This is a genomic window from Microbacterium sp. 3J1 (genome assembly GCF_001049495.1).
Classification (GTDB): Bacteria; Actinomycetota; Actinomycetes; order Actinomycetales; family Microbacteriaceae; genus Microbacterium.
This window is the reverse complement of sequence record NZ_CDWI01000011.1, coordinates 1,053,330-1,074,799: the sequence shown is the minus strand read 5'-3', so window position 1 is coordinate 1,074,799 and position 21,470 is coordinate 1,053,330. Positions and strand designations below refer to the sequence as shown.

General features: G+C 69.4%; 21 protein-coding genes. 19 read left to right on the top strand and 2 right to left on the bottom strand.

The window, feature by feature from the left end; translation table 11 throughout:
- Positions 1-12: 12 nt before the first annotated feature.
- On the bottom strand, positions 13-900 hold the full coding sequence (locus BN2660_RS14220; RefSeq protein WP_091233397.1) for a formate/nitrite transporter family protein: 888 nt from the start codon (positions 898-900) through the stop codon (positions 13-15).
- Between the two features lie 154 nt (positions 901-1,054).
- Positions 1,055-1,387, bottom strand: coding sequence for a hypothetical protein (locus tag BN2660_RS14215; RefSeq protein ID WP_091233394.1), 333 nt, complete (start codon positions 1,385-1,387; stop codon positions 1,055-1,057).
- Positions 1,388-1,525: 138 nt separating this feature from the next.
- On the opposite strand from BN2660_RS14215, the gene BN2660_RS14210 reads away from it, so the two are divergent.
- The 19 genes from BN2660_RS14210 to BN2660_RS14125 all read left to right on the top strand — a co-directional run bounded on the left by BN2660_RS14210 (position 1,526) and on the right by BN2660_RS14125 (position 21,440).
- Complete coding sequence (locus BN2660_RS14210) at positions 1,526-2,857, top strand: replication-associated recombination protein A (protein ID WP_091233392.1); 1,332 nt, start codon at positions 1,526-1,528, stop codon at positions 2,855-2,857.
- Between the two features lie 161 nt (positions 2,858-3,018).
- Complete coding sequence (gene rpsD / locus BN2660_RS14205) at positions 3,019-3,648, top strand: 30S ribosomal protein S4 (protein WP_091233389.1); 630 nt, start codon at positions 3,019-3,021, stop codon at positions 3,646-3,648.
- Between the two features lie 106 nt (positions 3,649-3,754).
- The gene (locus BN2660_RS14200; protein WP_091233385.1) at positions 3,755-3,943 is read left to right on the top strand and encodes a hypothetical protein; all 189 of its coding nucleotides are present in this window, start codon (positions 3,755-3,757) and stop codon (positions 3,941-3,943) included.
- A gap of 61 nt (positions 3,944-4,004) precedes the next feature.
- Complete coding sequence (gene alaS, locus BN2660_RS14195) at positions 4,005-6,665, top strand: alanine--tRNA ligase (RefSeq protein ID WP_091233381.1); 2,661 nt, start codon at positions 4,005-4,007, stop codon at positions 6,663-6,665.
- Entirely contained in the window at positions 6,662-7,135 is a 474-nt protein-coding gene (gene ruvX / locus BN2660_RS14190; protein WP_091233378.1) for a Holliday junction resolvase RuvX, read from the top strand. The genes alaS and ruvX overlap by 4 nt, the downstream gene beginning before the upstream one ends.
- 2 nt (positions 7,136-7,137) lie before the next feature.
- On the top strand, positions 7,138-8,658 hold the full coding sequence (gene mltG / locus BN2660_RS14185) for an endolytic transglycosylase MltG (RefSeq protein WP_091233375.1): 1,521 nt from the start codon (positions 7,138-7,140) through the stop codon (positions 8,656-8,658).
- Positions 8,655-9,473 carry a shikimate dehydrogenase family protein gene (locus tag BN2660_RS14180; protein WP_091233372.1) on the top strand — a complete coding sequence of 273 codons (819 nt, stop codon included), beginning with the start codon at positions 8,655-8,657 and terminating at the stop codon, positions 9,471-9,473. Before mltG ends, BN2660_RS14180 begins: the two co-directional genes overlap by 4 nt.
- A 48-nt stretch (positions 9,474-9,521) precedes the next feature.
- A complete protein-coding gene (gene aroC, locus BN2660_RS14175) occupies positions 9,522-10,751 on the top strand; it encodes a chorismate synthase (RefSeq protein WP_091233369.1) in 1,230 nt (409 codons plus the stop codon).
- On the top strand, positions 10,735-11,253 hold the full coding sequence (locus tag BN2660_RS14170; RefSeq protein ID WP_091233367.1) for a shikimate kinase: 519 nt from the start codon (positions 10,735-10,737) through the stop codon (positions 11,251-11,253). The genes aroC and BN2660_RS14170 overlap by 17 nt, the downstream gene beginning before the upstream one ends.
- A complete protein-coding gene (aroB, locus tag BN2660_RS14165) occupies positions 11,250-12,338 on the top strand; it encodes a 3-dehydroquinate synthase (protein ID WP_091233363.1) in 1,089 nt (362 codons plus the stop codon). Before BN2660_RS14170 ends, aroB begins: the two co-directional genes overlap by 4 nt.
- Positions 12,335-12,775, top strand: a complete 441-nt coding sequence (gene aroQ / locus BN2660_RS14160) for a type II 3-dehydroquinate dehydratase (protein ID WP_091233360.1) — start codon at positions 12,335-12,337, stop codon at positions 12,773-12,775. The genes aroB and aroQ overlap by 4 nt, the downstream gene beginning before the upstream one ends.
- Before the next feature lie 73 nt (positions 12,776-12,848).
- On the top strand, positions 12,849-13,409 hold the full coding sequence (efp, locus tag BN2660_RS14155) for an elongation factor P (RefSeq protein ID WP_091233358.1): 561 nt from the start codon (positions 12,849-12,851) through the stop codon (positions 13,407-13,409).
- 3 nt (positions 13,410-13,412) lie between these two features.
- Positions 13,413-13,823 (top strand): transcription antitermination factor NusB, encoded by a 411-nt coding sequence (nusB, locus tag BN2660_RS14150; RefSeq protein ID WP_091233355.1) that lies wholly within the window; start codon positions 13,413-13,415, stop codon positions 13,821-13,823.
- 55 nt (positions 13,824-13,878) lie between these two features.
- On the top strand, positions 13,879-17,175 hold the full coding sequence (locus tag BN2660_RS14145) for a DEAD/DEAH box helicase (RefSeq protein ID WP_255305176.1): 3,297 nt from the start codon (positions 13,879-13,881) through the stop codon (positions 17,173-17,175).
- A gap of 76 nt (positions 17,176-17,251) precedes the next feature.
- Positions 17,252-18,847, top strand: coding sequence for a Rieske 2Fe-2S domain-containing protein (locus BN2660_RS14140; protein WP_091233352.1), 1,596 nt, complete (start codon positions 17,252-17,254; stop codon positions 18,845-18,847).
- 41 nt (positions 18,848-18,888) lie between these two features.
- The gene (locus BN2660_RS14135) at positions 18,889-20,085 is read left to right on the top strand and encodes a hypothetical protein (RefSeq protein ID WP_091233349.1); all 1,197 of its coding nucleotides are present in this window, start codon (positions 18,889-18,891) and stop codon (positions 20,083-20,085) included.
- Position 20,086: 1 nt separating this feature from the next.
- Positions 20,087-20,572 carry a hypothetical protein gene (locus tag BN2660_RS16665; protein ID WP_176697202.1) on the top strand — a complete coding sequence of 162 codons (486 nt, stop codon included), beginning with the start codon at positions 20,087-20,089 and terminating at the stop codon, positions 20,570-20,572.
- A complete protein-coding gene (locus tag BN2660_RS16660) occupies positions 20,569-20,859 on the top strand; it encodes a WXG100 family type VII secretion target (protein ID WP_176697201.1) in 291 nt (96 codons plus the stop codon). The genes BN2660_RS16665 and BN2660_RS16660 overlap by 4 nt, the downstream gene beginning before the upstream one ends.
- Positions 20,859-21,440 (top strand): hypothetical protein, encoded by a 582-nt coding sequence (locus BN2660_RS14125; protein WP_091233343.1) that lies wholly within the window; start codon positions 20,859-20,861, stop codon positions 21,438-21,440. The genes BN2660_RS16660 and BN2660_RS14125 overlap by 1 nt, the downstream gene beginning before the upstream one ends.
- Positions 21,441-21,470: the final 30 nt, after the last annotated feature.

Below are 21,470 nucleotides of genomic sequence, written 5' to 3'. Positions count from 1 at the left end.
TCCGGTCCGCTCTCAGGCGACGCCTGCGGTCTCGGGAGTGCGCTCCGGCTGCGCGACGGCGTGCGGCGCACGGCTGACGCGGACGCGCGGCGTCTTCACCCGGCGAGCCGCGGGACGGCCGTACGTCAGATACAGGGGCAGTCCGGCGAGCAGGAGGCCGCCGACCAGGTTGCCGATCACCGTGGGGATCTCGTTCCAGATGAGATAGTCCATGATCGTGAAGTCGGCGCCGAGGAGGAGGCCGGAGGGGAAGAGGAACATGTTCACGATCGAGTGCTCGAAGCCCATGTAGAAGAAGAGCGAGATGGGAAGCCACATCGCCACGATCTTGCCGAGCACGTTGTCGGACACCATGGCGAGGATCACCGCGGTGGACACCATCCAGTTGCAGAGCACTCCGCGGATGAAGAGCGTCAGCATGCCCGCCGCGCCGTGGTCGGCGTACCCGACCGTCCGGCCGTGGCCGATCTCGCCGATCGCGAGTCCGACCGCGCTGGGTTCGGTCGAGAATCCGTAGGTGAAGTAGATCGCCATGAGGATCGCGACGAGGAACGCGCCGCCGAAGTTCCCCAGGAACACCAGGCCCCAGTTGCGGAGGACGGCTCCCATGGTCGCGCCCGGGCGCTTGTCGAGCACCGCCAGCGGGGCGAGGGTGAACACGCCGGTCAGCAGGTCGTAGCCCAGCAGATACAGGAGGACGAACCCGATCGGGAAGAGCAGGGCTCCGAGCAGCGGCTGCCCGGTCTGCGTCGAGACCGTCACGGCGAAGGCGGCACCGAGCGTCAGGATCGCGGCGCCCATGAAGGCGCGGATGAGGGTGTCACGGGTGGACAGCTGGATCTTGTAGGCACCGGCATCCACCATGCGGGTGACGAGCTCGGCGGGCTTGATGTACGACATGGGCGACCTCCACGGGGACGAAGGGAGCGGCGTGCTCACTGCGTCCATGCTCGCCGTCACCGGTTTCGGGCGATCGCGCGGTGCGTTACATGTGTGGTGCGAAGCGCTCACACGCCGACGACGGGCTGTGTGAGAACCGAGGGCAGCCCGGCGATCAGCCCGCGGGGGTCTCCTCGGCGGGTGCCTCGTCGACGGGGCTCTCGGTGGGCATGGGTTCGGGCGCCGTGGTGTCGCTCGGGGTCGGCGCGTCCGTCGGCTCGACGGTCGGTGTCGGCGTGGGCTCGGGCGCCGTGGGAGCGACCTGTGCGTGCACGACCTGGCTGCCGATGGCGGCGAGAACGATGACCGCGCCGGCGATGCTCGCGATGGTGTTGTCACGCACGCGGCGCCGGATGCGGCCGTCGTGCCACTCCTTGCGGGCCGTGTGGAGTCGCGCGCGCTCCGCCTCGGTGCGCTGCTGCGCGCTCTTGGATCCGCGTGCGGCCATGCCGTGCTCCCTTGCTGGAGTGGAAGAGCGGCGCCCGGAGTACGCGCGCCGAGGGGAAACGTCGCCTGAGAGCCTACCGGCCGTCGTCGCGGCGGCCGCGCCTCGCCCGGTGTCGGCGTCCGGCGTTAGCCTGGACTGATGACCTCCGCATCCGCACTGCTCTCCGGCCAGACGCCGCTCGCCGTGCGCATGCGCCCCGTCTCGCTCGACGAGGTGGCGGGTCAGAAGCACCTGCTCCGGGCCGGATCGCCCATCGTGGCGCTCGCCGATCCGGCGGCCGCATCACCGGGTGCGGTGTCCATCATCCTGTGGGGGCCTCCCGGCACCGGCAAGACGACCCTCGCGCAGGCCATCGCCCGTTCGTCCGGACGCCGCTTCGTCGAGCTCTCGGCGATCACCGCCGGCGTCAAGGACGTCCGGGAGGTGATGCAGGAGGCGATCACGCAGCGCGACCTCTACGGTCAGACGACGATCCTCTTCCTCGATGAGATCCATCGATTCACCAAGGCCCAGCAGGACGCACTGCTGCCGGGCGTGGAGAACGGATGGGTGATCCTCATCGCAGCGACGACCGAGAACCCGTCGTTCTCGGTGATCTCCCCGCTGCTGTCGCGGTCGCTGCTGCTGACTCTCCAGCCGCTCACCGACGAGGACATCGCCGTGCTCGTCGATCGCGCGGTCGAGGACGCCCGCGGACTCAACGGCGCCGTCTCGTTGGCCGACGACGCGCGCTCCGCACTGATCCGTCTCGCCTCCGGCGACGCCCGCCGGGCGCTCACCGGACTCGAGGCCGCGGCCGCCGTGGCGCTGTCGAACGCGAAGGACGGCACGACGCCCGAGGCCACGGCCGACGACGTGGCGCAGGCGGTGGACAAGGCCCTGCTGCGCTACGACAGGCAGGGCGACGAGCACTACGACGTGATCAGCGCCTTCATCAAGTCGATCCGCGGATCCGACCCCGACGCGGCTCTCCACTACCTCGCGCGGATGATCGAAGCCGGAGAGGACCCGCGTTTCATCGCGCGTCGGCTCGTCATCTCCGCGTCGGAGGACGTCGGTCTCGCCGACCCGCAGGCGCTCTCGATCGCCGTCGCGGCCGCCGACGCCGTCGCCTTCATCGGCATGCCGGAGGGACGCATCCCGCTCGCCGAGGCGACCGTCTATCTCGCGACGACCGCGAAGTCGAACGCCGCATACGCGGGGATCAACGCCGCCATCGCCGACATCAGGGCCGGAGGCTTCGGACGGGTGCCCCTGCACCTGCGCGACGCCCACTACCCGGGTGCGAAGCGGTTGGGGCACGGACGAGGGTACGCGTACCCGCATGACAGCGAGTTCGGCATCCTGCCGCAGCAGTACCTTCCCGACGAACTGCAGGGCAAGCGCTATTACGAGCCGAAGAGCCTCGGTGCGGAACGCGACATCTCCGCGCGCCTGGAGCGCATCCGCCGCATCCTCGACGGCAGCTGATCCGTATCTGTTAGACTGGATCGGCTCGAAACCGAGTTTTCGGGCATCTCCTCGTTCACACCCCACCTTGCTGGCGCCCCGGCGTGCGCTCCAAGGCAGAACGCGGGTGATACGTCCGCGAGTCGCGAAAGCCGCGACCGCGTCATCGGAAGGATAACTTCGTGACCACGAAGTCCCAGGACCGCCGCAAGGTGCGCCTCAGCCGCGCACTCGGCATCCCGCTCACCCCGAAGGCCGCCCGCTACCTCGAGAAGCGTCCCTACGCTCCGGGTGAGCACGGCCGCACGAAGCGCAAGGCAGACAGCGACTACGCCGTCCGTCTGCGTGAGAAGCAGCGTCTGCGCGAGCAGTACGGCATTCGCGAGAAGCAGATGCGCAACACGTTCAACGAGGCTCGCCGCACCGAGGGCCTGACCGGTGAGAACCTGGTCGAGCTCCTCGAGATGCGTCTCGACGCCCTCGTGGTGCGTTCGGGCTTCGCCCGCACCACGGCACAGGCTCGTCAGCTCGTCGTGCACCGTCACATCCTCGTCGACGGCCAGCTCGTCGACCGCCCGTCCTTCCGCGTGAAGCCGGGTCAGCTCGTCCACGTCAAGGCCAAGAGCGAGGGCACCGAGCCCTTCCAGGTCGCAGCGGCCGGCGGTCACGCCGAGGTCCTGCCTCCCGTTCCGGGCTACCTCGAGGTCGAGCTCGACAAGCTCCAGGCTCGCCTGGTCCGTCGCCCGAAGCGCGCCGAGGTCCCCGTGACCTGTGAAGTGCAGCTCGTCGTCGAGTACTACGCAGCTCGCTGAGTTCAGCTTTTCCGCAGAAGGCGTCGGGGTCACCCCGACGCCTTCTGTCGTTTCCGCATACGATGGAGGCACCGCGCCCTCGCGGGTCCAAGGCAAGGATGACGACATGAAGAACGTGCTGTGGTTCCTGATCGGTGTGATCGGCGGCTTCGTCGCGGCGCATTTCATGAACAAGGACCCGCGCGGTCACGACATCCTCGCCGAGGTCGACGCCCGGTTCAACGAGTTCACCGCCATCATCGGCGACGCATACCGCGAGGAGCAGGCGCGGCTCACCGAGCCTGCCGACGACTGACCCTCGCGCCGCTCGCGCGACCCTCTTCCACACCCTGCACGCAAGGACACCTGGCACCCCTATGAACACTGCGGAGATCGCGCAGCGCTACCTCGACTACTTCGAGAAGAACGACCACCTCATCGTCCCGTCCGCATCGCTGGTGAGCGACGACCCGTCGCTGCTGTTCACCGTCGCGGGCATGGTGCCGATGATCCCGTACCTGACGGGTGTCGTCCCCGCGCCGCATCCGCGTATCGCCGATCTGCAGAAGTGCATCCGCACCAACGACATCGAGGAGGTGGGGCGCACCGCGCGCCACGGCACTTTCTTCCAGATGCTCGGCAACTGGTCGTTCGGCGACTACTTCAAAGAGGGAGCGATCCGCTACGCGTGGGAGCTGCTGACGAGTGCGGAGTCCGACGGCGGTCTCGGCTTCGACGAGAAGGACCTCTGGGTCACGGTCTACGAGACCGATGACGAGGCGGAATCCATCTGGCGCGACATCATCGGGTTGAAGCCCGAGCGCATCCAGCGGCTCGGTCGCGCGGACAACTACTGGAACACCGGCCAGCCCGGCCCCGGAGGACCCGACTCGGAGATCTTCTTCGACCGCGGCCCGGCGTACGGCAAGGACGGCGGTCCTGCGGCGGACGACTCGCGGTTCCTCGAGATCTGGAACCTCGTGTTCATGCAGGACTTCATCGAGAACATCCGCGGCAAGACGGAGTTCGACATCGTCGGCGAGCTCCCGATGAAGAACATCGACACCGGCATGGGGCTCGAGCGCGTCGCGTTCCTCAAGCAGGGCGTCGAGAACATGTACGAGACCGACCAGGTGCGCCCGGTGCTCGACCGCGCCGTCGAGCTCTCCGGACGCCGATACGGAGCCGTGCACGAGGACGACGTGCGATTCCGCGTGATCGCCGATCACGTGCGGTCCTCCCTCATGCTGCTCTCCGACGGGGTCCGCCCGTCGAACGAGGGGCGCGGGTACATCCTTCGCCGTCTCATGCGTCGGACGGTCCGCTCGATGCGTCTGCTCGGCGTCGACGAGCCCGTCTTCCCCGAGCTGTTCGCGACCTCGCGCGACGCGATGAAGTCCGCGTACCCGGAGCTCGAGACCGAGTGGTCGACGCTGTCCGCCTCCGCCTTCGCCGAGGAGGAGACCTTCCGCCGCACGCTCGCGCAGGGATCGACCATCCTCGACCTCGCTCTCGATGAGACGAAGAAGAAGGGCGACCAGGCGCTGAGCGGTCGCGAGGCGTTCCTCCTGCACGACACGTACGGCTTCCCGATCGACCTCACGCTCGAGGTCGCCGAGGAGGCGGGCCTGAACGTCGACCGCGCCGCGTTCGACTCCCTGATGCAGGAGCAGCGTTCCCGCGCCAAGGCCGACGCCCGCAACCGCAAGCGCCAGCTCGCCGACGTCTCGGTCTACCGCGACCTCCGCGCTCTCGGCGAGACCGGTTTCGACGGCTACACCGAGCTCGAGGTGGACTCGCGCATCCTGGGCATCCTCGTCGACGGACAGGTCGTGACGAGTGCGGCCGAGGGCCAGATCGCCGAGGTCGTGCTGGCCGAGACGACGCTCTACGCCGAGTCGGGCGGCCAAGTGGCCGACAAGGGCGTGATCGTCGGACCGGGCTTCGAACTCGAGGTCCTCGACGTGCAGCGTCCCGTGCCGGGGCTCATCAGCCACACGGTGGAGGTCGCGCGGGGTGTCGTCGCGGTCGACGACGCCGCGACGACGGTCGTCGATGCGGCCAACCGCCGCGCCGCGCGACAGGCGCACTCCGCGACCCACCTGGTGCATGCGGCACTGCGTGACACCCTGGGCCCGACGGCGACCCAGGCGGGCTCGCTGAACCGCGCCGGGTACATGCGTTTCGACTTCTCGTGGTCTCAGGCGCTGTCCACCGACACGCGCACCGAGATCGAGGAGATCGCGAACCGCGCGGTGCAGGACGCCCTCGAGGTGACCACGCGCATCGTGACGCTCGACGAGGCCAAGGAAGCCGGCGCGATGGCGCTCTTCGGCGAGAAGTACGGCGATGTCGTGCGCATGGTCGACATCGGCGGCCCGTGGTCTCGCGAGCTCTGCGCCGGCACGCATGTGAACACGAGCGCAGAGATCGGGCTCGTCAGCGTCGTGGGGGAGTCGTCAGTCGGAGCATCGAACCGCCGCATCGAGGCTCTCGTCGGGCAGGATGCCTTCCGGGAGCTCGCGGCGGAGCGCGCGCTCGTCTCCCAGCTCACCGCGTCGCTCAAGACCCCGCGTGACCAGCTCGTGGAGCGGATCACCGATCTCTCCGCGAGCCTCAAGGCCGCCGAGAAGCGCATCGCGCAGTTCGAATCCAAGGAACGGGCCGGGCAGGTCCCGGCCATCGCCGACGCCGCCGCCCGGGTGGGCGCTTTCCGGGTGGCCTCGCAGTCGCTCGGCGACGCGGCATCCGCCGACGACGTGCGGGAACTGGTCCTCGGCGTGCGCGATCGGCTCGGCTCCGATGCGGCCGTCGTCGCTCTCGGCGCGGTGGTGAACGGGCGCCCTGTGGTGGTCGTCGCCACCAACGACGCCGCGCGGCTCGCCGGAGCGAAGGCCGGAGCGCTCGCGAAGCGCGCGGCATCCGTCCTGGGCGGTGGCGGCGGAGGTCGAGACGACGTGGCGCAGGGCGGCGGCACCGAATCGGCCGCGCTCCCGGCTGCGCTCGAGGCCGTCGCGCAGGAGCTGCAGTCAGCGTGAGTGGTTTCCGTCGCGGCGTGCGGCTCGGCGTCGATGTCGGCCGGGCGCGCGTCGGCGTCGCTCGGTGCGATCCCGACGGCATGCTCGCCGTGCCGGTCGAGACCGTGCCGCGCGCGGAGGAGGCCATCGACCGCCTCGCGGCGATCGCCGAGGAACACGCGCCACTCGAGTTCGTGGTCGGGCTTCCGGTCAATCTCCGCGGTGCGGACACCGCCTCCACGACCGACGCGCGGGAGTTCGCGGCCGCGCTGCAGCGGCGCACCGGGATCGCCGTGCGGCTCGTCGACGAGCGTCTGAGCACCGTCACCGCACACGCCGCATTGCGATCTTCGGGCAGAACTCAGAAGAACTCTCGTAGCATTGTGGATCAGATCGCCGCGGTGGTTCTGCTGCAGCAGGCGATCGACACGGAGAAGAGCACCGGAAACCCGCCCGGCGCCACTGTTCCGCTCGACGAGGAGTCACCCTGACCATGCCCGAACGTGAGAGTGCGACGCCGCGGCACGATCCGCACGCCCGCCTGGGCGATCTGTTCGAGAACCTGCCCGACCCGACGCCGCAGATCCCGACGGTGGACGACGCTCCACCCGCACCGGGATCGCGGCGCGCCGCCCGCGAGGCGGCGTCACGGGGGAGCGGCGCGCCCTCACCGGACGCCGTATCGTCCACCTCTCCCTCCGAGCGATCTGCGGACGAGGTCGCCGCACAGCCCGCGACGCGTGCGCTGCCGGTCACGACCTCCGAGCGTGATATCCCGGCGCCGCAGCCCGCGACCGCCGCGGCCGCGGATTCGACGGAGGGCACCGCTGCTCCCCGTGACAGCGCCCTCGCAGACGACGTGCCCGCATCGGGCGGACGCCTCGAGGACCTCTTCCACAGCCACGACGACGAGGGCGGCGGAGCGAAGCCGCCGAAGAAGAAGCGTCGCACCGGATGCCTCGTCGCATTGATCATCGTGCTCGCGGTGGTCGGCGGCATCGCCGGTGCGGGCGTCTGGGCCTGGAACACGTACGGCGACAGGATCAGCGAGACGCTCGGCTGGGGCGATCCGAAGGACTGGGAGCCGGGGATCGCGACCGGCGAGGTGCTCGTGACGATCGAGGAGGGCGACACCGGCGGACCGGTGTCGACGGCGCTGTTCGAGGCGGGGGTCACCCGCACGGAGGACGTCTTCTACGACTATCTCGTCGACGAGGGGATCGCCGTCACCTTCTACCCGGGCAACTACCGTCTGCAGGAGAAGATGACGGCGGAGGCTGCTCTCGAGGCGCTGAAGAATCCGGACAACAAGCTCGAGAACTCGGCGAGCGTCGGAGAGGGCGCGACCGTGGCGTCCTCGCTCCCGGGCATCGCCGAATCGCTGGCCATCCCGATCGAGGAGCTCGAGGCGGCGGTGGCCGATCCCTCGGTCTACGGCGTCACCGCCCAGACCCTCGAGGGCTGGCTCTTCCCGGCCGTGTACACGTTCGACCCGGGCGTGACGGCCCCGCAGGTCATCCAGCGCATGGTCGACCGAACCCGCGAATCGCTGGACGCGGCGGGCGTTCCGGCCGAAGAGGCGCAGCGGGTGCTGACGATCGCATCGATCATCCAGCGCGAAGGGCTGACCGCCGACTTCCCGAAGGTCTCGAGGGTCATCGAGAACCGACTCGACATCGACATGCTGCTGCAGATGGACTCGACGGCGCAGTACGGCTACGGCTCCCTGCACGAGGGCGTCGTGTCGAGCTCCGCCGAGGCGCTCGAGGACCCGAACCCGTGGAACACGTACGTCCACACCGGCTTGCCCGCCACGCCGATCGCGAGTCCGAGCGACGCCGCCATCGACGCGGCGATGCACCCCGCCGACGGCCCCTGGCTCTACTTCGTCACGGTCAACCTCGCGACCGGCGAGACCCAGTTCTCCGAGACCTACGAGGAGCACCTCGAGGGCGTCGAGAAGTGGGATCAGTGGTGCAAGGAGAACCCAGACGGCGGCTGCTCAGCCGGATGACGCGTCACCGGCTCGCGGTCTGGGGCGACCCGATCGCCCACTCCCGATCTCCGCAGCTGCACGCCGCGGCCTACGGTGTGCTCGGGCTCGACTGGGAGTACACCCGGCAGCGCGTGGACGAGCCGGGCTTCGCAGCCGCGTTCTCCTCGTTGGACGACTCCTGGCGGGGGCTGTCCCTGACCATGCCTCTCAAGGAGCAGGCCCACCGGGCATCGGCGACCCTCGACCCGCATGCGACGCTCACCGGCGCGGTCAACACACTGCTGCTGGGCGATCGGCCCGCGGGCTTCAACACCGACGTCGGTGGCATCATCGACGCGCTGGCGGACGAGCGCATCACGGCGGTGCGACGTGCGCGGATCCTGGGTGCCGGGGCGACGGCGGCGTCCGCGCTCGTCGCCGTCGCCGAGATGGGTGCGCAGAGCGTGGACGTACGGGCGAGGCGCCCCGAGCGCGCAGCGTCGCTGGTGTCCCTCGGCGAGCGACTCGGGATGGCGATCTCCGTCGACGATCTCACCGCCCACCCGCGCGACGTCGAGCTGACGGTCGCGACACTGCCGAGCGGCGCAGCGCTCGACCGGGGAACGGCGGCCCGGCTGGCCGCGTCCGGCGGCACGCTGTTCGATGTCGCATACTCGCCCTGGCCTTCCTCGCTCTCCGCGATCTGGGGGAGTGAACGCTCCGTGTCCGGCTTGGGGATGCTGCTGCACCAGGCCGTGCGCCAGATCCGCGTCTTCCTGCGCGGCGATCCGCACCTCCCGGTGCCCGACGAGTCGGCCGTGGTCGCCGCGATGCGCGACGCCCTGCGGGACTAGGACGAAACGCGGGCGGAGGCCCACCGAAACGCATGGGAGACTAGAGCAATGCTCCGCGTGCTCACGGCCGGCGAATCGCACGGCCCAGAACTCATTGCCGTCATGGAGGGTCTGCCCTCGGGCGTCCCGGTGTCGTCCGAGGCGATCCAGGCCGATCTCGAGCGCCGCAAGCTCGGCTACGGCCGGGGCTCGCGCATGAAGTTCGAACAGGACGAGCTGACGATCTCCGGGGGAGTGCGCCACGGCAAGACGCTCGGCAGCCCGATCGCGCTCCGGATCGGCAACACCGAATGGCCGAAGTGGATCGAGGTCATGAACCCCGAACCCGTCGAGCTCACCGACAAGTCCCGCGGCCGGAGCGCACCACTGACCAGGCCGCGTCCGGGGCACGCCGACCTCGTCGGCATGCAGAAGTACGACTTCGACGAGGCGCGTCCGATCCTCGAGCGCGCGAGCGCCAGGGAGACCGCCGCCCGAGTGGCGCTGGGCGCCGTGGCCCGCTCCTTCCTCGGAGAGCTCGGCATCCGCCTCGTCAGCCACACGCTCTCGATCGGGCCCGTACGGGTGCCGGACGACGCGGCCCTCCCGACTCCCGACGATGTCGGCGCTCTGGACGCAGACCCGCTGCGCTGCTTCGACGCGGCGACCTCGGCGCTGATGGTCGCAGAGGTCGACGACGCCAAGAAGGACGGCGACACCCTCGGCGGCATCGTCGAGGTGCTCGCCTACGGGCTACCGCCGGGGCTCGGATCGCACGTGCACTGGGATCGCCGTCTCGACGCCCGCCTCGCCCAGGCTCTCATGAGCATCCAGGCGATCAAGGGTGTGGAGGTCGGCGACGGCTTCGAGACCACGCGCCGCCGCGGCTCCGCAGCGCACGACGAGCTCTTCGCCACGGCTGACGGCATCTCGCGCGGCTCCGACCGCGCAGGCGGCACGGAAGGCGGCATGTCGACCGGCACCGTCCTGCGCGTGCGCGCCGGGATGAAGCCCATCGCCACGGTTCCGCACGCCCTGCGCACGATCGACGTCGCGACGGGTGAGGACGCCACGGCGCACCACCAGCGCTCGGACGTCTGCGCGGTGCCCGCGGCGGGCGTCGTCGCAGAGGCCATGGTCGCGATCGAACTGGCTCGTGCCGTGCTCGAGAAGTTCGGCGGCGACAGCGTCCGCGAGACCCGTCGCAATCTCGACGGCTACCTGGCTGGCATCCCGGAGGAGCTGCGGACGACCCCGGCGTCCGAGGCAGCGCTCATCGCGCATGACGAGCGAGGCTGAGCGGCTCACGCTGGTGCTCGTCGGCCCGATGGCGGCCGGCAAGACCAGCATCGGTCGTCGGGTCGCGCGTCGGCTGGGCGTTCCCTTCGTGGACACGGACAAGCGGGTCGCGGCGGAACACGGACCGATCCCTGCGATCTTCGCCGAGCACGGCGAGGCTCGATTCCGCGAATGGGAACGCGCGGCCGTGGCGACGGCGCTCGACGAGGACGGCGTGATCTCGCTGGGCGGAGGAGCCGTCACGGACGCCGACACGCGGGCGTTGCTGCAGCGGCATCCGGTCGTGTTCCTGACCGTGACCCCTGAGGCCGTCGCCGACCGGATCGCGGGGACCGGACGTCCGCTGCTCGACGGAGAGGATCCGCTGAGCAGGTGGAGGAGCATCTTCGAGGAGCGTCGCGCGTGGTACGACGAGGTGGCCACCACGACCTTCGACACATCCCGGCGGCCGATGCAGCGCATCGCCGAAGACATCGCGTCATGGAGAAGAGAACTGAGATGAGCACCACAACCATCAGCGTCACGGGCGACACGCCCTACGACATCACCATCGGCCGCGGAATCCTCGATCGGGTGTCCGCCGCGCTCGAACCGAGCGCGCGCAAGGTGCTCGTCGTCCACCCGCCGACGCTGGCGGCCCGGGCGGCAGAGCTGCGTGACCGGCTCCTCGCCGACGTCTCCAACGGTCAGCGCGAGGTGCTTCTCGCCGAGGTCCCGGATGCGGAGCAGGGCAAGCGCATCGAGGTGGCGGCGTTCTGCTGGCAGGTGATGGGGCAGGCCGACTTCACCCGGACCGACGCCGTCGTCGGCTACGGAGGAGGAGCCGTCACCGATCTCGCCGGATTCGTCGCGGCGACCTGGCTCAGAGGCGTGCAGGTCGTGCAGGTCCCGACGACGGTGCTGGGCTTGGTGGATGCTGCCGTCGGCGGCAAGACCGGGATCAACACCGCCGAGGGCAAGAACCTCGTCGGAGCCTTCTGGGCGCCCCGAGCCGTCGTCGGAGACCTCGACGAACTGAGCAGCCTCAGCCCCAACGAGGCGACTGCCGGCTTCGCCGAGGTCGTCAAGGCGGGGTTCATCTGGGCTCCGGAGATCCTCGACATCATCGAGGCGGATCCGGCACGTGCCGTCGACACGACGACCGACGAGTTCCGCCGCGCGGTCGAGCTCGCGATCGACATGAAGGCGACGGTCGTGTCCGAGGACTTCCGCGAGGCGGGCCAGCGCGAGATCCTCAACTACGGTCACACGCTGGGTCACGCCATCGAACATGCCGAGCGCTATCGCTGGCGGCATGGGGCGGCCGTCTCGATCGGGATGCTGTACGCCGCGGAACTGTCGCGCCTCGCCGGGCGGCTGTCCGATGCGGCGGCCGAGCGCCACCGCACGATCCTCGAGTCGCTCGGGCTGCCGATCTCGTATCGCGCCGGCGCCTGGCCCCAGCTCCTCGCCACCATGCAGCGTGACAAGAAGAGCCGCGGGGGGATGCTGCGCTTCATCCTGCTCGACGACATCGCCAAGCCGACGGTGCTGCAGGCTCCGGACGAATCGCTGCTGTTCGCCGCGTACCAGGAGGTAGGCGCGTGACGACGCGTCGGATCCTCCTCGTGAACGGCCCGAATCTCAACCTGCTCGGCAGCCGGGAGCCGGAGGTCTACGGCACGGCGACCCTCGCAGACGTCGAGCGTCTGACGGCGGACGCCGCCGCGGCGGAGGGCTTCGCGATCCGCGCGATCCAGAGCAATCACGAGGGCGTGCTGATCGACGCGATCCATGCGGCTCGCGAGGACTGCACGGCCATCGTCATCAATCCTGGCGGCCTCACGCACACCTCGGTCGCCCTGCGCGATGCGCTGACCGGGGTGGCCCTGCCCTTCGCCGAGGTGCACATCTCAGACGTGTATGCCCGTGAGGAGTTCCGTCACCACTCCTACCTCGACGACGTGGCGACGGTGCGGGTGGTCGGAGAGGGCGTCGACGGCTACGCGAGCGCCGTGCGGCAGCTCGCAGCACTCATCCCGTAGAATCGACAGTCGGCCCACCCAGTCCACCTGGTTCGAGCGGCCCCGCAGACTCACGAAACGGAATCTCCAGCGCATGGCATCTACCGCAGACATCAAGAACGGCGTCGTCCTCAGCATCGATGGGCAGCTCTGGAGCGTCATCGAGTTCCAGCACGTCAAGCCAGGCAAGGGCGGCGCTTTCGTGCGCACCAAGCTGAAGAACGTGGTGTCGGGCAAGGTCGTGGACCGCACGTACAACGCCGGCGCGAAGATCGAGATCGAGAACGTCGACCGCCGTGACTTCACGTACCTCTACACCGACGGCGACGGCTACGTCTTCATGGACCAGACCGACTTCGACCAGATCACGGTCGGCGCCCCCACGGTGGGCGACGCGAAGAACTTCCTGCTCGAGAACCAGCAGGTGACGATCGCGCTCAACAACGGCAACCCGCTCTACATCGACCTGCCGGCGTCCGTGATCCTCGAGATCACGTACACGGAGCCCGGTCTCCAGGGCGACCGCTCGTCTGCAGGCACCAAGCCCGCGACGCTCGAGACCGGCTACGAGATCCAGGTGCCGCTGTTCGTCGAGGCAGGCACCAAGGTCAAGGTCGACACGCGCACCGGCGACTACCTCGGCCGCGAGAAGTAAGGCGTGGGCGCCCGCACGAAGGCGCGCAAGCGCGCACTCGACATCCTGTTCTCCGCCGACGTCCGCGGCGACGACGTCGCGATCGCTCTGGCAGCCGAGGCCAAGCGCGCCGCGTCGGAGCCCGCACGCGAGGCATCCTGGCTCTACGCCCGCGAGGTCGTCGACGGGATCATCGACAATCGCGACGAGATCGACGAGCTGATCACGACCCACAGTCGCGACTGGAAGCTCGAGCGGATGCCGGCGGTCGACCGAGCGCTGCTGCGCATCGGCGTCTGGGAGATCCTCTTCAACGAGGCCGTGCCGACCGCCGTCGCGATCGACGAGGCCGTCGAGCTCGCCAAGGAGTTCTCGACCGACGACTCCGGTGCCTTCGTGCACGGCGTCCTCGCCCGGGTGGCTCGCGCCGCCTGAGCACGACCCGAGGCGCGGCATCCTCGATGTCCGATGCCGCGGGAAGGATGGGGCTATGCCTGCGCCGCACGTCGATCTCCGCGATCTCATGCAGATCACGGACGCCGGCGGCTACAAGCGCGGTCTCGCCTACTTCCGCGAGGGCAACGTCCTCGACGTCGTGTGGCATGAGGACCTCCTCGAGCTCGAGGGGCACGTGCGCGGCAGCAACGACGCGCAGTACCTGACGGAGGTCGTCTTCGTCGATTCCAACGGCAGACGACGCCTGCGAACGACCGGATGCTCCTGCCCGGTGCGCTCGGGATGCAAGCACGTCGTCGCGACGCTTCTCGCCTCGAACGTCAACGAGTACTCCCAGCAGGCCGCCGCACTCGAGACGCGCCCCGCTCCCGCGGCCGCCGCGCCGCCCGTAGCGCTCGCTGCGGCCTCGTGGCGCACGCTCATCGATCCGGCTGCCGGGAGGCATGCGCTGCCGTTGGCGCTCGGGGTCGAACTGCGTCACCGAGCCAGCCGAGCCGACAACCACTGGGGTCCGCGTCCCGTTCGCCCTGCGACCCCGCGAGACCTCGCGAAGCCCGAGGGCGAGCTGCTCCTCGCCATCCGCCCGCTCATGCGGAGCGCGCAGACGGGAGCCTGGATCCAGGGCCACGCCGGGTGGGACGCGGTGCGTCGCGACGCCGCGCAGTTCGGACGCATGCAGAACCGGTGGTTCGGCGACCTCCTGAACATCTCCCGCGATTCTCTCCTCTCCGGGAACGCCGGGGAGTGGCTGGTGGTCGATCAGATCGAGTCCGCGCTCCTCTGGGGCCACCTGCGCTCGGGGGCCGGGCTCGGCATCCCGATCGTCTCCAGCCAGAAGAGCGCGACGGTCTCCCTCGCCGCGACCGCCGAGGTCACGGCACGCATCGCCCGTGCCGACGACGGCGCGCTCTCCGTCGCGGCGGAGGTCACGGTCGACGGCCGTGAGGTCCCGGAGGGACTGGCGCATCCGATCGGACGCAGCGGACTCTACGTCGCCGAGCTCGTGGGGCGGCGCATGGAGATCACGCTCGCCGAAGCCCCGCTGAGTGAGCAGACCAGAGCGCTCCTCGCGAGTCCTGCGCCCATCGTCGTTCCGGCATCCGACGAGCAGGCCTTCATCGACTCCGCCTATCCGCTTCTCGCCCGGCGCGCAGCGGTGCGCACCGTCGGGACGGTCTCCCTCCCCGACATCCCTTCGCCGACGCCGACGCTGGCCATCGCGTTCGAGCGGGGCGACGTGGTGAGCTACACGTTCCAGTGGTCGTACGGCGCCTTCGGCACGGTGCCGTTCGCGTGGAACGACTCCGCGGTCCGAGACGCTGCGGCCGAGGCGACCATCCGTGCCGAGATCGAGACCGTGTGGCAGCAGCACCGCACCACCAGCTTCCGTCCGGCCGGATCGCTGCACGACATCGACGCGGCCGCGTTCGTCGCCGAGCTGGCTCCCGCGCTCGAGGCTGCGGGCGTCGCGGTGACGACGTCGGGCGAGCGCAAGGAGTATCGGGAGCTCACGGGTGCGCCCGACGTCACGGTCACCACGGTGGAGACCACGGACTCCGACTGGTTCGATCTGGGCATCCTCGTGACGATCGACGGCCGCCGCATCCCCTTCGGTCCGCTGTTCACGGCGTTGACCAAGGGCAAGAAGAAGCTGCTGCTCGCCGATGGGGGCTACTTCTCGCTGAACCACCCCGCACTCGACCGCCTCCGCGACCTCATCGAGGAGGCGGGCGAGCTCGACGAGTGGGAGACCGGGCCGCGCATCAGTCGCTATCAGACCGACCTCTGGGAGGAGTTCGAGGACCTCGCGGACGAGGCGCAGCCCGCGGTCAGCTGGCGGGCGACCGCGCAAGGCCTTCGCGAGGCCACCGGCGTCCCGGCGACGCCCCTGCCGGTGGGCGTGCATGCCGAGCTGCGCCCGTACCAGAAGACGGGGTTCGACTGGCTGGCCTTCCTCTGGCGTCACCGGCTCGGGGGCATCCTCGCGGACGACATGGGCCTGGGGAAGACACTGCAGCTGCTCTCCTTCGCGCAGCACACGCGAGAGACCGGCGAGACGCGACCGTTCCTCGTGCTGGCCCCGACCTCCGTGCTCAGCACCTGGCGATCCGAGGCCGCGCGATTCACCCCCGGCCTGCGCGTGGCGATCGTCGACAGCACCAGCGGCAGGCGGGCGGGGGCGCTGTCGGAGGCTGCCGCTTCGGCCGACCTCGTCGTCAGCTCGTACACCGTCGCCCGTCTCGACGAAGACGAGTTCCGCGAGATCGAATGGGCCGGTCTCATCCTCGACGAGGCGCAGTTCGTCAAGAATCCGCAGACCAAGCTGCACCGCGCCATCGCGACCTTCCGCGCCGACGTCACCTTCGCTGTGACGGGCACGCCGATGGAGAACAGCCTGTCGGAGCTGTGGGCGCTCCTCAAGCTCGCGGCCCCCGGACTCTTCCCCTCTGCGCGTAAGTTCCGGGACCGCTACATCCAGCCGATCGAGAAGGGCAAGGTGCCTGAGAACGAGGAGGGCGGCGAGTACCGCGCCCGACGGCTCGCGCAGCTGCGACGGCGCATCCGGCCCCTCATGCTGCGACGGACCAAGGAGCTCGTCGCATCGGACCTCCCGGCCAAGCAGGAGCAGATCCTCGAGGTCGAGCTCAACGCCGAGCACCGGGCGCTCTACGACGTCGTGCTCCAGCGCGAGCGGCAGAAGGTGCTCGGCCTCCTCGACGACCTCGACCGTCATCGCTTCATCGTCTTCCGCTCTCTCACGCTGCTGCGGATGCTGAGCCTCGCGCCAGGGCTGGTCGATCCGAACGACGCCGAGATCGGTTCGAGCAAGCTCGACATCCTGCTCGATCGCGTGGTCGAGCTGCAGGCGGAGGGCCACCGCGCGCTGGTGTTCAGCCAGTTCACGTCGTTCCTCGACCTCGCGGCCGAGCGCTTGCGGGCGGCCGGCATCCCGTATGCGCACCTCGACGGATCGACGAGGCGCCGGCAGGACGTGATCGACGGATTCAAGTCGGGGGAGCAGCCGGTCTTCCTCATCAGCCTGAAGGCGGGCGGGTTCGGTCTCACCCTCACCGAGGCCGACTACGTGTTCCTCCTGGACCCGTGGTGGAACCCCGCGGCGGAGGCGCAGGCGATCGACCGCACGCATCGCATCGGTCAGACCAGCCAGGTGTTCGTGTACCGGATGATCTCCACCGGGACCATCGAGGAGAAGGTGCTGCAGCTGCAGCAACGCAAGGCGCGGCTCTTCACGGCCGTGATGGACGATGAGGAGCTCTTCGCCCAGTCGCTCACGGCGGACGACATCAAGGGCCTGTTCGACGAGCAGTGATTTCTCCCGGCCGGTCACCGCGGCCGCACAGGGGGTCGCCGTTAGACTCGAACGGTTCACTTTTCAGGAGGAATGCATGCGGATCACGGGACTCGGCCACGCCGGGATGTTCATCGAGACGGTCGGCGGGAACATCATCTGCGACCCCGTCCTCGGGCCGTCGTTCTTCGGCTCCTGGTTCCCCTTCCCCGACAACCGCGCCCTCGACTGGGAGCGTTTCGGCCGCGAGGCGGACTTCCTCTACATCTCCCACCGTCACCGCGATCACTTCGACCCGGCACTGCTGGAGCGGTACATCCGCAAGGACATCGAGGTGCTGCTCCCCGAGTACCCGATCGATGACCTCGAGCGGGACATCCGCGCTCTGGGCTACACGAACATCACGTACGCACCCGCCGGCGAGATCATCGAGCGCGGCGACCTCAAGATCATGATCACGCCGCTGCGGGCTCCGAGCGACGGGCCGATCGGCGACTCCTCTCTCAGCGTCGACGACGGAACGGGGTCGGTGCTCAACCAGAACGACTCGCACCCGCTCGACCTCGAGAAGCTGCTGCACTTCGGCAAGCCGGATGCGTACTTCACCCAGGTCTCCGGCGCGATCTGGTGGCCGATGGTCTACGACCTGCCCCTCGATGCGAAGCAGAACTTCGCGAAGCTGAAGCGCGACGCGCAGAACAAGCGCGCGATGTACTACATCGACAAGGTCGACGCCCCGCACGTCTTCCCGATGGCGGGCCCCCCGATGTTCCTGCGCGACGACCTGTTCGACTTCAACGGCATGGGGCGCAACGGCGAGTCGATCTTCACGGATCAGAAGCAGTTCCTCGCCCACATGAAGGAGCTGTCGCCGCAGTACGCCGGGCACCTGTTCGTGCCGGGGACAGTGGTGACTGTCGACGGTGGCGAGGTCACGACCGAGCAGTCGCTGTACACCGAGGCCGAGCTCGCGCACATCTTCGACGAGAAGTGGGACTACCTCGAGGAGCAGCGTGCGACCCGTCAGCAGGAGGTCCGCGACGAGGAGGCCTCGCGTGCCGACGTCCTGCCGCCCGCGGAGATCCTCGAGGCGCTCAAGAGCTGGTGGGAGCCGCTCCTGAAGAAGTCGCGGACGATCAGGCTCGGCGTCGGCGGATGCGTCCGCTTCCGCATCGGCGACCTCGACATGGTCGTGGACTTCCCCCGCGCCAAGGTCCGCGAGTACGCGGGCGAGGAATGCATCTACTGGTACACGATCCCCGCCGATCTCGTCTCGACGAACATCCGCGACCACGAGATCGACTGGTCGAACTCGATCTTCCTGTCGATGCAGTTCAGTGTCGGACGCAGCGGCAAGTTCAACGAGTTCCTCACGACGTTCCTCAAGTGCCTGTCGGTCGACCGGATCGAGTACGTGGAGAACTGGTACCAGGAGCAGACGGACCAGACCGAGGACGCGGAGATCGGCGACTGGGTCGTCCAGCGTCGCTGCCCGCACCTGCGCGCCGACCTGACGCGCACCGGCACGGTTGACGACGACGGCATCCTCACGTGCAGCATGCACGACTGGAAGTGGGACCTGAAGTCGGGACGCTGCCTGTCGACCAGCGGCCACCCCATCCGCTCGACGAGACGCCCTGAGCCGATCGTGCATCCCGACGGAGTGGACGAAGAACTTCCCGCCGCGTCCTGAGCGTCCGCTACGCTGACTGTCGATACACCCAGGGGGGGACCATGGACATCATCCTGTCGAACATGTCGCTGGCGACGCAGGTTCTCGAGCGCCAGGAGGGGCATGCGCAGGCCGTGCGCGAGCACCTCAACACGTATGCGCGGCTGACCAACGGCGATCTGGGGCTGATCCTCCAGCTGCTGCAGCCGTTGAACGAGGCGGTGGTCGATGCGGGCGAGAAGGTCGCGGAGTTCTCCGGCAAGGCGTTCGGTGCCGGCGCGGAGAAGATGACCCAGACCCGCGAGATCTATCTCGAGGCGGACCGCCAGGCGTATGAGGCCGCCAGTGCGGTCGCGAGTTCGCTGGGAGCCCACGTGCCCTCCTACACCGCGCCCTCCTCTCCGACGCTCGGGGGCGCGCAGCAGCAGGCACCCTCACGCTACGACGACGCCGACGGCAACGTGTTCAACCAGGCGTTCTGGGACGGCTACTCGATGGCCGAATGGGCCGACGGCACGGGGGAGCGGGCCGGTGGACGGATCCCGGAAGGGCTGTCGTCCTCGCGCTCGGTCTCTGAGATCGTCGACGTGCGCTCGTATCTGCCCGCTCCGCATGCGGAGGACCCCGAGATCGAGAGCATCCGCTGGAAGGCGGGCGTCATCTTCGGCTCGGTGGACTGGCTGTTCGAGCAGCTCGCCGGGTTCTCGCTCCTCGAGGAGGCCACGAAGCCGTTCGCCGGCAACTGGGTGCGGATGCGCGAGGCGTCCTTCGCCTGGAAGCACACCGGCGACGCGCTCAAGGGTCTCGGTCAGAACGCGATGGGCCTGCTGCCGCCGATGTCCTCGTGGACCGGACAGGGTTCCGAGGCGTTCCTCGCCGCGGCAGGGGTGATGTCGCAGGTGCACACGGTCGCCGCGGGTCCCGCCGGCACCGTGAGCACGGCGCTCAAGGCGATCGTGATGCTGAGCAAGGAGATCGCCGGCCTCATCCTCAAGGTGCTCAAGAACCTCGAACGCAAGCTCATGCGCATGGCAGCGGAGGCAGCGGTGCCTCTCGTGGGCTGGGCGGCCGCGGCCGTCGAGGCGGGCTTCGCGGTCTACGACCTCATCAACTACGCCATGACCATCTACAAGTGGCTCAACCGCATCTACGATCTCGTCTCCGGCATGGCGTCGAGCGTCGCAGACGTCGCCGACAACTACTTCCGCATGGCGGACCTCTACGAGGGTCTCGTGCGCGGCGCGGCGGCGAGGGTCTGACATGGCACACGGATTCATCCCCGACGAGGCGCCGATGCCGACCGACTTCGCCGAGTACACCATGGAGCTGATGCGCCGGGTCCAGGCGGAGCACGCACTGCTCGACGCGCAGGAGGCCGAGGAGCGCGAGGAGGAGCAGCGCGCCGACGAGGAGCGGGCCGAGCGAGCGCGCAGCGGCGAGCTGGGGCCGGAATGGCGCACGGTCCAGCAGCGCATCGATCTGCACCAGACGACCCTCGAGGACGTCTTCTCCGGTGCCGACGAGACCACGGCGGCCGCGACCCTCCGGGGCCGCGCGCGAGACAACCTCAGCCAGCTGCGCGAGCTGTGGGAGGAGCGCGAGGACGAGACGGACGAGCCGACGCCGCTCGACCTCCTGAACGGCGCGCGCGGAGAGTCGGCGGCTCATCTGCGCGCCGCGGCCCAGCACATCCAGGCTGTGATCGCCGATGTGCAGCGGCGACGAGACGAAGGGAACCTGGCATGACCGACTACTCCGTGAAGCCGCCACAGGTCGAGGCGCTCGGGACGGCGCTCGACGCCGCGGCGAGCGGGATCGAGGATCGACTCTCCGCCCTCTCCCGCGCCGCAGGAACCCTGGCGGGTCAGTGGCTGGGCGAGGCATCCACCGCGTACCAGGGGCAGCAGTCCGGGTGGCTGCAGGAGATGGGCGCGCATGCGGGCGCTCTGCACGCCGCCGCAGACGCCGCCCGAACCGCGGCGGAGGCGTACTCGAGCGCCGACGAGCGAGTCGGCGCACTCTGGAGCATCTGATGGCCCGCCCCCGGCGGGACGGTGTGGGAGCCGACGCGCGATTCTCGCGACTGGCGTACAGCGGGCCCCTTCGGGGAGCGCGGCTCGTCGTGCGCTACTCGTCGGAGGATGCGGTGCGGCTGGCCGTCGAACAGCTCGTCGCCCAGGGGTTCGTCGTGCGGCAGGACGGCTTCGACGCACGCGTGCGAGCCCAGGGCGGCGGATGGCAGGCCGTCGCGCTCGAGATCGGCGATGCGAAGCGATCGAAGCGGACGTTCTGGACCGGGCTGATCGCGGACGAGTTCCCGTTCCCGCTGCCCAAGGCGCTGCAGCACAGCATCCCGCCGACGCTCGTCGTGGCGACCGCGCGGCCTGCAGCCGACGGCACGACCGAGCTGGTCGTGTTCCCGCACGCCTCGCGCGACGGCGACCCGGAGTACTCGTGGGCGGCCGCGCCGCGGATCACCGCAGCGGTCGACGCGATCACGGCGACGGCGACGTCGTCCGGGGCGCTCGTGGACCACGAGGTCATGCGCGGCATCGCGAACGACGGGTGCCCGGCATCGCAGCAGGTCGTCCGCGATCTGCTCGGCTGGCGCTGACGCACGGGATGCACCGCTCGCACCGCTAGA